Annotated in this window: 18 protein-coding genes; 10 read left to right on the top strand and 8 right to left on the bottom strand. The window is 62.0% G+C overall.

All coding sequences use genetic code 11. The features are described from left to right. Positions 1–17: 17 nt before the first annotated feature. The 7 genes from R3C98_RS04295 (at position 18) to ftsY (ending at position 5,843) form a co-directional block, all read left to right on the top strand. Positions 18–365: an arsenate reductase family protein gene (locus R3C98_RS04295; RefSeq protein WP_371312882.1), complete on the top strand. Its 348-nt coding sequence runs from the start codon at positions 18–20 to the stop codon at positions 363–365. A 99-nt stretch (positions 366–464) separates the two neighbouring features. Next, positions 465–722, top strand: a complete 258-nt coding sequence (locus tag R3C98_RS04300; protein ID WP_371312883.1) for a hypothetical protein — start codon at positions 465–467, stop codon at positions 720–722. A 31-nt stretch (positions 723–753) separates the two neighbouring features. Beyond that, complete coding sequence (locus R3C98_RS04305; RefSeq protein ID WP_371312884.1) at positions 754–1,812, top strand: MaoC family dehydratase; 1,059 nt, start codon at positions 754–756, stop codon at positions 1,810–1,812. Between the two features lie 37 nt (positions 1,813–1,849). After that, complete coding sequence (locus R3C98_RS04310; protein ID WP_371312885.1) at positions 1,850–2,266, top strand: hypothetical protein; 417 nt, start codon at positions 1,850–1,852, stop codon at positions 2,264–2,266. Positions 2,267–2,317: 51 nt separating this feature from the next. After that, positions 2,318–3,127 (top strand): diaminopimelate epimerase, encoded by an 810-nt coding sequence (gene dapF, locus R3C98_RS04315; protein WP_371312886.1) that lies wholly within the window; start codon positions 2,318–2,320, stop codon positions 3,125–3,127. Positions 3,128–3,183: 56 nt separating this feature from the next. Next, positions 3,184–4,461 carry a tRNA (N(6)-L-threonylcarbamoyladenosine(37)-C(2))-methylthiotransferase MtaB gene (gene mtaB, locus R3C98_RS04320; protein ID WP_371312887.1) on the top strand — a complete coding sequence of 426 codons (1,278 nt, stop codon included), beginning with the start codon at positions 3,184–3,186 and terminating at the stop codon, positions 4,459–4,461. Then, positions 4,458–5,843 carry a signal recognition particle-docking protein FtsY gene (ftsY, locus tag R3C98_RS04325; protein WP_371312888.1) on the top strand — a complete coding sequence of 462 codons (1,386 nt, stop codon included), beginning with the start codon at positions 4,458–4,460 and terminating at the stop codon, positions 5,841–5,843. The genes mtaB and ftsY overlap by 4 nt, the downstream gene beginning before the upstream one ends. Before the next feature lie 5 nt (positions 5,844–5,848). On the opposite strand, the gene R3C98_RS04330 is transcribed toward ftsY, so the two are convergent. Continuing rightward, positions 5,849–6,064 (bottom strand): helix-turn-helix transcriptional regulator, encoded by a 216-nt coding sequence (locus R3C98_RS04330; RefSeq protein ID WP_290935727.1) that lies wholly within the window; start codon positions 6,062–6,064, stop codon positions 5,849–5,851. A 6-nt stretch (positions 6,065–6,070) separates the two neighbouring features. Further along, positions 6,071–6,478, bottom strand: coding sequence for a hypothetical protein (locus R3C98_RS04335; protein ID WP_371312889.1), 408 nt, complete (start codon positions 6,476–6,478; stop codon positions 6,071–6,073). Between the two features lie 197 nt (positions 6,479–6,675). Here R3C98_RS04335 and R3C98_RS04340 point away from each other — a divergent pair, with 197 nt between their 5' ends. Further along, entirely contained in the window at positions 6,676–7,542 is an 867-nt protein-coding gene (locus R3C98_RS04340) for an EamA family transporter (RefSeq protein ID WP_371312890.1), read from the top strand. A gap of 75 nt (positions 7,543–7,617) precedes the next feature. Further along, on the top strand, positions 7,618–8,274 hold the full coding sequence (locus R3C98_RS04345; protein WP_371312891.1) for an inner membrane-spanning protein YciB: 657 nt from the start codon (positions 7,618–7,620) through the stop codon (positions 8,272–8,274). Between the two features lie 5 nt (positions 8,275–8,279). Here R3C98_RS04345 and R3C98_RS04350 read toward each other — a convergent pair whose 3' ends face one another. Next, positions 8,280–8,831: an NUDIX domain-containing protein gene (locus R3C98_RS04350; RefSeq protein WP_371312892.1), complete on the bottom strand. Its 552-nt coding sequence runs from the start codon at positions 8,829–8,831 to the stop codon at positions 8,280–8,282. 124 nt (positions 8,832–8,955) lie between these two features. On the opposite strand from R3C98_RS04350, the gene R3C98_RS04355 reads away from it, so the two are divergent. Continuing rightward, a complete protein-coding gene (locus R3C98_RS04355) occupies positions 8,956–9,663 on the top strand; it encodes a MarR family winged helix-turn-helix transcriptional regulator (protein WP_371312893.1) in 708 nt (235 codons plus the stop codon). Positions 9,664–9,678: 15 nt separating this feature from the next. On the opposite strand, the gene R3C98_RS04360 is transcribed toward R3C98_RS04355, so the two are convergent. Genes R3C98_RS04360 through ccmA form a run of 5 tightly spaced genes read right to left on the bottom strand, consistent with a single transcriptional unit; the run spans position 9,679 to position 12,367 of the window. Then, a complete protein-coding gene (locus tag R3C98_RS04360; RefSeq protein WP_371312894.1) occupies positions 9,679–10,200 on the bottom strand; it encodes a redoxin family protein in 522 nt (173 codons plus the stop codon). Beyond that, positions 10,197–10,361, bottom strand: a complete 165-nt coding sequence (ccmD, locus tag R3C98_RS04365; protein WP_371312895.1) for a heme exporter protein CcmD — start codon at positions 10,359–10,361, stop codon at positions 10,197–10,199. Before ccmD ends, R3C98_RS04360 begins: the two co-directional genes overlap by 4 nt. A gap of 7 nt (positions 10,362–10,368) precedes the next feature. Further along, positions 10,369–11,100 carry a heme ABC transporter permease CcmC gene (ccmC, locus tag R3C98_RS04370; protein ID WP_371312896.1) on the bottom strand — a complete coding sequence of 244 codons (732 nt, stop codon included), beginning with the start codon at positions 11,098–11,100 and terminating at the stop codon, positions 10,369–10,371. Positions 11,101–11,120: 20 nt separating this feature from the next. Further along, entirely contained in the window at positions 11,121–11,786 is a 666-nt protein-coding gene (ccmB, locus tag R3C98_RS04375; RefSeq protein ID WP_371312897.1) for a heme exporter protein CcmB, read from the bottom strand. Beyond that, positions 11,783–12,367 carry a heme ABC exporter ATP-binding protein CcmA gene (ccmA, locus tag R3C98_RS04380; RefSeq protein ID WP_371312898.1) on the bottom strand — a complete coding sequence of 195 codons (585 nt, stop codon included), beginning with the start codon at positions 12,365–12,367 and terminating at the stop codon, positions 11,783–11,785. The genes ccmB and ccmA overlap by 4 nt, the downstream gene beginning before the upstream one ends. Positions 12,368–12,481 lie beyond the last annotated feature (114 nt).

Genomic DNA, 12,481 nt, shown 5'->3' on the forward strand with positions numbered 1-12,481 from the left:
GAAGAGGGGAGAGTCAGATGAGCTATACGATCCTGCACAACCCGAACTGTTCGACCTCCCGCAAGGGGCTGGACCTGCTGAAAGAGGCGGGCATCGAGCCACAGGTGCGCAAATACATGAACGTCTCCGAACAGCTCTCGGTCGATGAGCTGAAAGACATCGCGAAGAAAATGGGTGGTGTCAGCCCGCGCACCTTCATGCGCGCAAAGGATGCCCCCGCCGCGGGGATCGATGCGGACTCGAGCGATGAGGCGATTTTTGAAGCGATGGCCGGGAATCCGAAGCTGATCCAGCGCCCCATCGGCATCAAGGGCAAGAAGGCCGTGCTGGGCCGTCCGCCTGAAGACCTGCTGAAACTCGTATGATCGATTGCGAATTTGGGCCCAAACGGCCCGATTCGATCAAATTTCAACGATTCTGATCGCTGGATATAAGCCATTCCGCGCGAGAGTGGCGTCATGTTGATGACGCTTCTCCTCCTCGCGGCGGCCGTGTGCCTCGCCTTTGCCGGTTTCTGCTTTTTCGGCCTGCCTTACATGATCGCAGGTCCGCGGGTGCTGGACCAGCTGCGCACGCGCCTGACAGACAAGGCCCTGCTTGGCGGCCTGGTGACTGCGGCGATTTCGCTTGTTTGGGTGCTTCAGGCGTCTCCGGCCTTGATTTCACATGGGGCCAGCGTGCAGGTAGTCGCCGATCAGATGACGGGCGGCTGGCAGATCTAAGCTGGCGGCGGCCCCCGGAAGCGAGGCTGCCATGACCGCACAGACAAAATCCAATCCCGGCAATTATTTCGAGGACTTCTCGATCGGCATGGAACTCGTCCATGCGACGCCCCAGACCGTCACCGAAGGCGATATCGCGCTATACCGCGCGCTGACCGGCAACCGCTACGCCCAGTATTCCTCGTCCGAGTTCGCGAAGGCCGCCGGCCTGCCGGGTCTCGCCATCGACCCGATCCATGCCTTCCACGTGGTCTTCGGCAAATCGGTGCCGGACATTTCGCTGAATGCCGTCGCCAACCTTGGTTATGCCGACGGACGCATTCGCCGCCCGATCATGCCCGGTGACACGCTGAACACCGTGTCCGAAGTCATCGGCATGAAGGAGAATTCCAACAAGCGCACCGGCGTCGTCTGGGTCCGCACCCGCGGCTTCAACCAGAACGGCGTCGAGGTCATGTCCTTCGTGCGCTGGGTGATGGTCAACAAATGGGAAGAGGACGCCGCCGTGCCGCCCGCCCATGTGCCTGACCTGCCGGCCGCCGTGCCGGGCAGTGAGCTGGAAGGCTTCGCCCCGATGGAGGACTGGGATTTCTCTCTCGCGGGCTCGCCCTTTGGTTATGAAGACTATGAGATCGGCGAGAAGATCAATCACGTCGACGGCATGACTGTGGAAGAGGCCGAGCACCAGATTGCGACGCGCCTCTACCAGAACACGGCGAAGGTCCACTTCGACGCCCACGGCCAGAAATCCAGCCGCTTCGGCAAGCGCCTCATCTATGGTGGCGTGGTGATCTCGATTGCCCGCTCGCTGGCCTTCAACGGCCTTGCCAATGCGGGCCAGGTGCTGGCGATCAATGCCGGTACGCATGCGAGCCCGCTTTTCGCTGGCGACACGATCTATGCGTGGAGCGAAGTGCTGGACAAGACAGAGCTGTCGGACAAGGCAGGAGCCCTGCGTCTTCGTCTCGTGGCCGTAAAGGACCAGGACCCGGCTGCGTTCGCTTACAAGACGGCAGATGGCAAATATGCCGATGGCGTACTGCTCGATTTCGACTACTGGGCCGCAATCCCTAAACGGGCAGGGCGCTGATCTTCCGGAACGGCGCCCCTGCGCCTATATGCACGCCATGAGCGGGTATGGCCCTTTTGACGGATTTACGCTGGTGGCCATCGCGCTTGCGGTGATCCTGTCGGCTTTGGTGAGCCTGATCGGCACATCGGGCCGCAAGCGGAACATCGCCCTCGGAGAGGCGCAAGTCGGCGATCTTGCCGAGATGACGGGCATCCGTGATCCGAAACGCCTGCAGGAAGTGTTCGGCCCGCCGGACATGGGCCGCGTCTGGCGTAGTGTGACGCTTCTGGATGTGCGCCGGGCCCGCACGCCCGAAGGCTGGCTGATGTCATCGGATCTTGTCGACTATGCCTGCATTGTTGCGGCTGTCATGGCGCTTCTGGTGTCCTTCCGGCTGATGCCGGCTTTTCTGCTGATCGCGCTGGGCATTCAGATTGCGGGATGGATCGTCTCGACGCGGCTGCCGCGATAGGGCAATAGAGCCCGCTACGCACAATCCTGATAACCGGAGCCGGTCGCGCACATGAAAATCTGGAAGATGAACGGGGCGGGCAATGCTTTTGCCATTTTCGACGCCAGGTCTGTGCCGTTCTCTCCGACGGAAGACCAGGTGCGCCAGCTGGCTGAGGAAATGAATGCCGACCAGGTGATCGCACTGGAACGCGATGCGGCGCGCGACGTGTTCATGCGTATCTGGAATCGGGATGGCGGCGAAGTCTCCGCCTGCGGCAATGCCAGCCGGTGCGTGGGCCGCCTCCTGCTGGATGAAACCGGCAAAGACAAGATCACGATCCAGACCGAAGCCGACATGCTGCGAGCCTTCCGTGCCGAGGACGGCCTGATCACCGTGGACATGGGTTCGCCCCTGATGGGCTGGGAAGACATTCCGCTGGCGGAAAAAATGGATGTTCGCGGTGTCGACGTGAAAATCGGCCCGATGGACAACCCGATCCTCTCGCGTCCGGCGGTCGTCTCCATGGGCAATCCGCATGCGGTGTTCTTCGTCTCGGATGTGGACGCCTATGACATTCCGGCTTTGGGTCCGCTGGTGGAGTGGCACCCGCTCTTCCCGGAAGGGACGAATGTCGGCTTTGCGCAGGTCATCGACCGTCACACAATCCGCCTGCGCGTCTGGGAGCGCGGGGCAGGGCTGACCAGGGCCTGTGGCACCGGCGCCTGCGCGGCGCTCGTCTGCGCAGCGCGCGCAAAGCTCACCGAGCGGACGGCGAAGCTGATCCTCGATGGCGGCGAATTGCTGATCGAATGGCGCGAAAGCGACGACCGCGTCTACATGACCGGCCCGGTAGAACTGGAATTCGAAACCGAAATCTGACGCAGAGTGCTTGATTCGTGCCCGTTCCGGCGCGATGTGCGCTGCACGAGATCGCCATGACGGACCCGAAAGCCCCCTCCAGACCGACGCTGATCACGCTCGGATGCCGCCTCAACTCTTATGAGTCCGAGGTGATGCGTGGCCATGCGGCCGAGGCGGGGCTTTCCAATGCGGTGATCGTCAATACCTGCGCGGTGACGGGGGAGGCGGTGCGGTCTGCCCGCCAGGCCATCCGCCGCGCGGCAAAGGACCATCCGGGCGCGCCCATTCTCGTTACGGGCTGCGCCGCGCAGATCGATCCCGACATGTTCGCGAAGATGCCGGAAGTTACCCGCGTCATCGGCAATCATGAGAAAATGAAAGCCGAAACGTGGAAGCCGGTGGACCTGCTCGGCGGGCATGAGAAAGTCCGCGTCAACGACATCATGTCGGTGAAGGAGACGGCCGCCCACCTGATCGACGGGATGGACGGGCGCGCGCGGGCCTATGTGCAGGTCCAGAATGGCTGTGACCATCGCTGCACCTTCTGCATCATCCCTTACGGACGCGGCAATTCCCGCTCCGTCCCGGCGGGCGTAGTGGTGGACCAGGTGCGCCGCCTCGTGGAGACGGGGCACTACGAGGTCGTGCTGACCGGCGTGGATCTCACCAGCTGGGGCGCGGACCTTCCGGGCACGCCGCAGCTCGGCAATCTGGTGCAGCGCATCCTGAAACTGGTGCCGGAGCTGCAACAGCTGCGCATTTCTTCCATCGACGCCATCGAGATCGACGACGCCCTGTTCGAGGCGATGGGTGAGCGGCGTCTCGCGCCGTTCATGCATCTCTCGCTGCAGCATGGTGACAATCTCATCCTGAAGCGGATGAAACGCCGGCACTCGCGCGACGATGCGATTGCGCTGGCCGAGCGGCTGCGAACCTTGCGTCCGGATATTGCACTCGGTGCGGACATCATTGCAGGGTTTCCAACGGAGACGGAGGCGCATTTCGAGAACTCGGTGCGTCTTGTCGAAGACTGCGGTCTCGCCTTCCTGCACGTCTTTCCCTACAGCCCCCGGCCAGGCACGCCGGCGGCGCGGATGCCGCAGCTGGACAAGGTGATCATCAAGGAGCGCGCGGCGCGCCTGCGCGAAACGGGCGAAAACGCCCTCAAAACCCACTTTTCACGCCATATTGGGGAAAAGCGTGAGGCTTTGGTCGAGCGTGGAACCACGGCCCGCCTGCCGGACTTTACCCCCGTAAAACTGTCGCGTGACCCCGGCCAAGCTGGACGGCCCGTGCGGGCCCATATAACCGGGCATGACGGCAGGCAGCTGATCGGAGAAATAGAAGAATGATCCTCTGGTTCGGGAAGAAAAAGAAAAAAGACGAAATGGCCGCCGCAGGCGCTGCCATGGAAGCGCCCGAACTGTCGGCAGAAGAACTGGCCGCGAAAGAGGCCGCCGAAGCCGAAGCGGCCAAGGCGGCTGCCGAGAAGGAAGAAATCGAGCGTATCGTCGCCGAGGCCAACAAGGCCTGGGAAGAACGCCAGGCCCGCGAGGCCGAGGAGGCCGCTGCCGAGGCAATGCGCCTGGAAGAAGAGGCGCGCCGGGCGGAAGAGGCCGCAGCTGCTGCAGATGCAGAAGAAGCGGCCCGTCTCGCCGAAGAAGTCGAAAAAGCCCGAAAGGCGCAGGAAGAGCGCGCCGCCCAGCAGGCAAAGGCCGAAGCCGAACTGAAACTGCTGGCCGACCGCCGTGAAGCCGACCGCCTGCGCGCTGAAGCCGAAGCCGCCGCCCGCGCTGCGATGGAAGCTGAGGCCAACAATCCGGGCTTCGTTGCAAAGCTGGGGCAGGGCCTGTCGCGCTCGTCTTCCCGCCTGACCGAAGGCCTCGCCGCGCTCGGTCGCCGCAAGCTGGACGACGACACGATCGAGGAACTTGAAGACCTTCTGATCACGTCTGACCTCGGCTCGAAAGTTGCGGCCCGGGTGACGAAAAACCTCTCAAAAGAGCGGTTTGACCGCGAAATCAGCCCGGAAGAGATCAAACTGGCGCTCGCCAGCGAAATTTCAGACGTGCTGAAACCGCGCGAGAAGATCGTCGACTTTTCGGAAGGCTCCAGCCCCCGCATTGTTCTGTTCGTGGGCGTCAACGGCTCCGGCAAGACGACGACGATCGGCAAGATCGCGTCCAAACTGAAAGAGCAGGGGGCCAAAGCCCTGTTGGTCGCGGGCGATACGTTCCGCGCCGCGGCCATCGAACAGCTGACGGTTTGGGGCGACCGGGCGGGAATCCCGGTCATGTCGAAGCCGACCGGCGCTGATGCGGCTGGCCTTGTCTATGAAGCCATCGAAAAGGCTCAGGCAGAAGATATGGATCTCGTCCTGATCGACACGGCCGGACGCCTGCAGAACAAGACCGAATTGATGTCAGAGCTTGAGAAGGTCGTCCGCGTCATCAAGAAACTGGACCCGACGGCGCCGCACGATGTGATCCTCGTCCTCGATGCCACGGTCGGCCAGAATGCCCTCAGTCAGGTCGAAGCGTTCCGGAATACCGCTGGCGTGACCGGTCTTGTCATGACGAAGCTCGACGGGACAGCCAAGGGCGGTGTGCTGGTCGCGATTGCCGAAGCCTATGACCTGCCGATCCATTTCATCGGCATCGGTGAAAAGGCAGAAGACCTCCGCCCATTCAGTGCGGAGGCCTTCTCGAAAGCCCTTGTGGGCGTCAGCGCCTAGGCGAATTACTCAGCCGCCTCGGCGGTTTCGGCCTCATCATCAAAGATTTCCTCGATGCTTCGCCCGAACAGGCGGGCAATGGCGAAAGCCAGTGGCAGGGACGGGTCATACTTTCCGGTTTCGATGGCATTTACGGACTGGCGGGAGACGTCGAGCCGGTCGGCAAGTTCGGCCTGGCTCCATCCCTTTTCCGAACGCAGGATACGGAGAATGTTCTTCATGATCGGTCAGACCGTGCGGCCGATGCGGTTGAACAGGCACGACATACCATAAGCAAAGAAGAACAGCGTGCCGAACCAGAAAATGTCGACGGCGCCGATCACGTCGAAGATCTGGAGGAAGCCGACCAGGAAGGTCACGCCTGCGGTGATCAGGCCGCCATCCCGCATCGATTTGAGCTGTTTCATGCGGGTGTATTCATCCGTCTCTTCGCTCTGCCGCCAGATGGCGTAGAGCACGCCGACCAGGGGCACGGTGGCGGCGATGGCGCCAACAACATTGAGCCAGGCCGGGGCGGTATCCTCGTCGATGAGGAATTTCGCCCCAAGAATGACCGCCACATAGACCGCCATCAGGGGCCAGAACAGGAATTTGTAGCGCCGGTTTGCTGTACGAAAGCCGCGTGATTGGGCCATAGCGGGATATCTCCTTGTCAAGTTACCATGACAATATGACAAGCACACTTTACTCTGTCAAGCAGGCTTTACATGATTTCTATTCAGGCCCCTGATCGCGCTTCGGCGCTTAAACGGGCTTGTCCGCAGATGGACAGTTTAAAGCGGCCGGAAACTGGGGCATGAGGCAAGCCTTCCTGCCGCCTCCCGGGAATTCCATGCCTGCCTCAGATCTGCTCCCCATAATCCTCTGCCTCTCGTCCGCCATCACATTGGCGACGACCAATGTCCTGGTGAAGGGGGGCGGAGACATTCTCACCGGGCGAATGATTGTTCAGGTGACTGCAGCGCTCATCATGCTGCCTTTCGCGCTGTTTTTCCCGCTGCCGCCATTGAGCACGCTGCCGCTTCTGGCCATCTCGATGGTGTCGCACTGGTTTTATCAGGGCTGCCTGATCCGTGCGATGCACCGGGGCGACCTGTCGCTAGTCTATCCGGTGATGCGCGGGCTCGGTCCGCTGGCGACGGCGGTTTTTGCGACTTTCTTTCTGGGGGAACACCTCGCGCCGATGCAGCAGATTGGTCTTTTCTGCGCGTCCTTTGCCATTCTCTTCTTCGCCCTGCCGACGGCGGCCACACGGGAAGGGCGCAGCCTCGACCGGCGCGCCTTGTTCTGGGCGGTGCTGACGGCGGTGGGGATCGGACTTTATGCGGTGAGCGACACACGTGCTGCCCGGGCGATGCCGCACCCGATGACATTCGTCATCGCCTTGTTCGTGTTCGACTGGATCGGCGTGACGCTGGTTTTCCTCTGGCAGCGACGGGGCCGGTATTTACAGACGATCCGCCCACAGCTTCGGTCCGGCATGATCGGGGGTGTCGTCGGCTGCGTCTCCTACGGCATGGCAATCTTTGCCTATACGATGACCGACGCGGCAATTGTGACGGCCCTCAGGGAAACATCCGTCGTCTTCGCGGCGGTGATGGCGGCGGTGTTCCTGAAGGAGAGTTTCGGGGCCCGGCGTATCGTGGCGGCAGCTGTTCTGGCCACCGGTCTTGTGCTGATGCAGGGCGGCGCAGCGTGAGACTCGCTGTCTGCGGCGTTTCGTGCGACAGCGGCTTTAACAAAACCGCAAGCACGGATGGTGCGTAGAGAGTTCATGACCGAGTTCGACCAGAAGACTGCAACCCATCCGGACGACCCCCCGCAGGAGGCGAGCGTCAAGGACGCCGCCGCACGCGCCGGGGGAATCTGGACAGAGCTTGGTCCCACGCTGTCTTTCATCGTCATCTACAATGTCATGCTGCGCTTTCCGGAAGAGGGTCTCTTCTCGAAGGAAAACGCGCTCTATTGGGCAACCGGCGTGCTTATTATCGCAACGGCGGCAGTGATCATCATGAAGGTGGTCCGTAGGCAGAGAATACCGCCCTTCCTGCTCGTTTCTTCAAGCCTGATCGGTGTTTTCGGCGTTCTGGGTATCGCGTTTCACTCAAAGCTCCTGCTTTTCCTGAAGCCCACAATCATCAATCTGATGTTTGCCGGTGCGATTTTTGGAGGTCTCGCCGTGGGCCGCAACATCTGGAAAATGCTGTTCGACGAACTCTTTCACCTGCCGGATCATGCCTGGCGCGTGCTCGCGATCCGCTGGGGCCTATACTTTATTGCAATGGCAATATGGAACATCATCGTATGGCAGGCCTTCGGGGAGGTCGCCTGGGCCAACTGGAAGATCGGCAATATCGTGATCGGCTTCGTTTTTGCGATGGCAAACGCGCCCTTCATGATGAAGCATATGCATCACCCTGAAGAGCGCTGACTCGCCTAATGGGTGAGCTTTTCAGTTCCCGGAGGGTTGGCGAAAGGCGGAAAGGCGGGCAGGTGCCGTGTTTCGGCATAATGGGTCAGCGCCCAGATCGCGGTCGGGAAAGCGAGCTCTGACCAGGGGATATCCTTCCAGTCGAACAATCCGACCTCTTCACTTTCCGGACCAGCGGCAATGTCCGACATCAGCTCGGCCCGGAACATGACCTGGACCTGCGCGATGCGGGGGACGGAGTAGACGGCGAGCAATTGCTCGATCCGGATGTCCGCACAGGCTTCTTCCTGCGCCTCCCTCCGTGCACCTTCCTCGACCGTTTCGCCTTCTTCCATGAATCCGGCCGGGAGCGTCCAGTAACCTTTTCGGGGCTCGATTGCGCGCCGGCAGAGCAAAATCCTGCCATTTTTGGTCACGACAGACCCCGCAACGATTTTCGGGTTCACATAGTCGATAAACCGGCAATGGGCGCAAACCCGGCGCAATTTATCGTCTCCTTCGGGTGTTTCCATGTGAAAAAGGGGCGAAATGAAAGGATTCGATAATTGATCCGTCATCTGTTGTTATCCTATCGGGTTCTAAAAGAGGGGTATTGATCCGCACACGGGCCTCTGCTTTAGGGGGCTTGTGGGTGGGTCGGCCGCCGAACTAGTTAAGTCATCCCTCGAAAGGTAAACCAATATGTCATTCAATCTCAACGCTTCGCCCAGCCACCTGCTGCATCGTGCTCAGCAGGCTGCTGCAAACCACAGCGCCAAGGCGCTCCGCTCCGCCGGCATCACGCTGCGCCAGTTCTCGCTGCTCGCAGCCCTGGACGGCAATGAAGGCGCCAGCCAGTCCGATCTCGTCAATGCCACCGGCATCGACCGTTCGACCTTGGCTGACATGGTCGCCCGTATGGAAACCAGCGGCCTGATCAAACGCGCTGCTTCCAAGACCGACGCACGTGCAAAGTCCGTGTCCCTGACGGCAAAAGGCAAAAAAGCCCTCGATAAGGCCCTTCCGGCTGTTCAGGCTGCTGACGCTGCCCTCTTCTCCAGCCTCGCGAAAGTGAAGCAGGACGCCCTGATGTCCGGCCTCGTCGGTCTGACCGAAGAAGAAGCCAAGCCGGCTCCGGCACCGAAAGCCGCTCCGAAGGCTGCTGCACCGAAGAAAGCTCCGGCGAAAAAGGCCCCGGCCAAGAAGGCTCCGGTGAAGAAAGCCCCGGCGGCCAAAAAAGCTCCGGCCAAGAAGGCTGCTGCACCGAAGAAAGCTGCCGCCAAGACGGTTGCCAAGAAGGCCGCTCCTAAAAAGGCCGCACCGAAGAAAGCCGCTGCCGTTGCAAAAGCGCCGGCCGTGAAAAAAGCACCGGCAAAGAAGCCGGCCGCTCGTAAAGCCAAGAAGAAGTAATCTGGCTTAAAGGGTTCAGGGGCGGGGCGCGCTCAGCGCCTCGCCCACCCGTTTCACCGAGTCAGCGTCCAGCGGCCCGGCAATATGCTCCAGAATCTCGCCATCGGCTGAGATCACAAAGGTTTCCGGCACACCTGTCAGGCCGAAGTCCAACCCGCCCTGACCATCCGGATCCATCACGATATCGGCGTACGGATTGCCAAGTTCTTCCAGGAATTTTCGTCCGTTGGCCGGCGTATCCTTGTACAGCACCCCGTAAACCTGCCCCGGATGGGCCTCAGCCAGCGCCGTCAGGCGCGGATGCTCCGCCTCGCAGGGTGCGCACCAGCTGGCGAACAGGTTCACGGCGATCGTTTCGCCGGTGGGCGTGGGCGCAAAACTCAGCGTGCCGCCTTCCAGCCGCTCAAAGCTCCGGATCGGCGCTGTACGGGAGACGCGTTCGAAATCGCCTTTCTCCGGATGGCTGAGTTCCCAGCCCGCGAGACCCGCAAAAAGCACAAGCGCCGTGACCGGAATGGCGGCGAGCCAGCGTTTCATGCTGCGTCATCTCCGCGCAGGCGCGCATAGGTTCGCTGCATTTTTGCCCGCGCTGCTTTCGCCCGTAGGGTGACGATCAGGATAGTCAGGCCAAGGCTGATCGCACCAATACCATAGCAGGCCCAGATGAAGACGGCATTCTTGTCGAAATCCGGCAGCATGATCCGTTCAGCCCTCCGACATCAGTTTCGCATTGGCCTGCGCCGTGCGCCGGTCCCAGATCTCCGCCCGCATCAGCGTCTGGGTCAGGCCGGCGAAGAGCAGTGTGTGGCCAAGGCTGCTGGCCAGTAGCGGCCAGAGATATATGGCGGCCATTTTCGGCCCGTCTGCGGTGAGAACGCTCGAATCCTGATGCAGCGAGGTGAAGAGGTCCACGGAGAATTTGATCAGCGGCACATTGATCGCGCCCACCATGGCGAGGATCGCGCCGGCGCGGGCGGCTTTCTGGCGGGTGTCCATGGAGGCGCGCAGCGCCATGTAGCCGAGGAACAGGAAAAACATGAAGAGGACTGACATCATCCGGGCGTCGTCCCACTGCCACCAGGTGCCCCAGGTCGGCTTGCCCCAGATCGAGCCGGTCGCAAGGCAGACCGCCGTCCAGACGGCGCCGAGCGGCGCGATGGATTTCGCGGCGATGTCGGCCACTTCATGGCGCCAGATGAACCAGACGAAGCTCATCACGGCCATTGCCATGTAACTCGCCATGGCCAGCCAGGCGGCAGGCACATGGATGAACATGACGCGCATGATGTCCCCGCCCTGATATTCATCAGCCGGAACCATCCAGAGGCCCCGCCACAAGCCCCAGCCGATCAACAGGACGGCCAATGCATAACAAAGCGGTGCCAGCCATTGGGACAGGCGCAAGAAGCGGAGCGGGTTTGCGAACCAGGAAAACATGGATTTTCGATACCGCTCCCTCAGTCTGCCGCCAAGCGCAAGGCTGCAGCCATCGCGAATGGCGCAACGGCCAGCGCGAACAGGGTGGAGGCTGCCAGGAACAGGGGCGCGCTTTCGCTGCCGGGGCCATGGGTCATGGAGAGCGCTCCGAAAATTGCCGTCGGCACATACAATGGCAGGGCGATGAGGCTGATCAACAGGCCGCCACGCCGCACCGTGGCCGACAAGGCCGCGCCGACCCCGCCCCAGAAATAGAAGGCCAGTCCGCCGAGGCCATAGAGTGCGGCGTTGCGCAGGAGATCGGTCGATGCCTCCGCCTGGAACATCAGCGCCAGCAGCGGAGAGAGCAGGGCAAGCGGCAGGCCCGCGGCCAGCCAGTGCGCGAATGTCTTCGCCCCGGCGATCGCAGAGGCCGGCGCCCCGGTCTGCAGCCACAGGTCCAACGCCCCGTCTTCGGTGTCTGCCTGGAAGATCCGCTCCAGCGTGACGAGGCTGGACAGGGCGAGTGCCACCCAGAGAATGCCGGGGCCAACGGCGCGCAACGTCTGCGGATCCGTCCCGATGCCAAGCGGCACGAGCACGGCAGCGCCCGCGAAAAAGCCGAGCGGCAACAGCGCGCCGGCGCCGCCTGCCCAGGCCTCGCCCAGCGCCTGCCGGAAGGCGGAGAGGATCGGTGCGGGCCTCACAGCACGACCTCATTCGCCGGGACGAAACCGGATTCGCCGTGAATGGCCGCGACAATGGCCCCGCCGCCTTTCAGATGATCCTCAATCAGTTCCAGCACCAGTTCCCGGCCTTCGGCGTCGAGCGCTGTATAAGGCTCGTCCAGCATCCAGATCGGCCGCTTCTCCAGCAGGAGCCGACCGAGCGCGGTACGCCGGCGCTGCCCGGCAGAGAGATAGCGCGCGGGCACATCGGCCGGGCGCTTCAGGCCCATCCGGGCGAGCACTGAGTCCAGATCCGAACCCGAGCCCCAGGCCTTTGCCCAGAGTCCAAGATGTGTACGCGGGGTTTCGTGCGGCTTGAGGCCCTCGCGATGGGCGAACCAGTGATGCAGGCCGTTACGGGTCACCTCGCCCGCTTCCGGCCGTGTCAGCCCGGCGAGAATCCGCAGAAGGGTTGTCTTGCCTGCGCCGTTCGACCCGCGCAGGACAAGGCTTTCACCCGGCGCGACTGACAGGCTGACGCCTGTAAACAGCACCCGTTCGCCTCGAATCATGCCGAGACCGGTGGCAGAGAGCAGGGGCCCTGAAACAGTACCAGTCACGCCGCGCAGCACCCGTTTCCACGCCGGGAATGGCGTAAATGAAGGGAAAATGGCGCGTGTGGGCCCATCGGGATCTCCTACCTGCCTGTTAGAACGCACGTTTTATCGGTTCAG

This window comes from Hyphomonas sp. (assembly GCF_041398465.1).
GTDB lineage: Bacteria > Pseudomonadota > Alphaproteobacteria > Caulobacterales > Hyphomonadaceae > Hyphomonas.

Excerpts from the sequence above, each read along its gene's own strand:
- R3C98_RS04335 (WP_371312889.1), bottom strand. The coding sequence starts at position 6,478 with ATGGCCCAATCACGCGGCTTTCGTACAGCAAACCGGCGCTACAAATTC.
- ccmD (WP_371312895.1), bottom strand. The coding sequence starts at position 10,361 with ATGCTGCCGGATTTCGACAAGAATGCCGTCTTCATCTGGGCCTGCTAT.
- R3C98_RS04340 (WP_371312890.1), top strand. The coding sequence starts at position 6,676 with ATGCCTGCCTCAGATCTGCTCCCCATAATCCTCTGCCTCTCGTCCGCC.
- R3C98_RS04345 (WP_371312891.1), top strand. The coding sequence starts at position 7,618 with ATGACCGAGTTCGACCAGAAGACTGCAACCCATCCGGACGACCCCCCG.
- dapF (WP_371312886.1), top strand. The coding sequence starts at position 2,318 with ATGAAAATCTGGAAGATGAACGGGGCGGGCAATGCTTTTGCCATTTTC.
- R3C98_RS04360 (WP_371312894.1), bottom strand. The coding sequence starts at position 10,200 with ATGAAACGCTGGCTCGCCGCCATTCCGGTCACGGCGCTTGTGCTTTTT.
- R3C98_RS04305 (WP_371312884.1), top strand. The coding sequence starts at position 754 with ATGACCGCACAGACAAAATCCAATCCCGGCAATTATTTCGAGGACTTC.
- R3C98_RS04310 (WP_371312885.1), top strand. The coding sequence starts at position 1,850 with ATGAGCGGGTATGGCCCTTTTGACGGATTTACGCTGGTGGCCATCGCG.
- ftsY (WP_371312888.1), top strand. The coding sequence starts at position 4,458 with ATGATCCTCTGGTTCGGGAAGAAAAAGAAAAAAGACGAAATGGCCGCC.
- R3C98_RS04350 (WP_371312892.1), bottom strand. The coding sequence starts at position 8,831 with ATGACGGATCAATTATCGAATCCTTTCATTTCGCCCCTTTTTCACATG.
- R3C98_RS04330 (WP_290935727.1), bottom strand. The coding sequence starts at position 6,064 with ATGAAGAACATTCTCCGTATCCTGCGTTCGGAAAAGGGATGGAGCCAG.
- R3C98_RS04300 (WP_371312883.1), top strand. The coding sequence starts at position 465 with ATGACGCTTCTCCTCCTCGCGGCGGCCGTGTGCCTCGCCTTTGCCGGT.
- R3C98_RS04295 (WP_371312882.1), top strand. The coding sequence starts at position 18 with ATGAGCTATACGATCCTGCACAACCCGAACTGTTCGACCTCCCGCAAG.
- R3C98_RS04355 (WP_371312893.1), top strand. The coding sequence starts at position 8,956 with ATGTCATTCAATCTCAACGCTTCGCCCAGCCACCTGCTGCATCGTGCT.
- mtaB (WP_371312887.1), top strand. The coding sequence starts at position 3,184 with ATGACGGACCCGAAAGCCCCCTCCAGACCGACGCTGATCACGCTCGGA.
- ccmC (WP_371312896.1), bottom strand. The coding sequence starts at position 11,100 with ATGTTTTCCTGGTTCGCAAACCCGCTCCGCTTCTTGCGCCTGTCCCAA.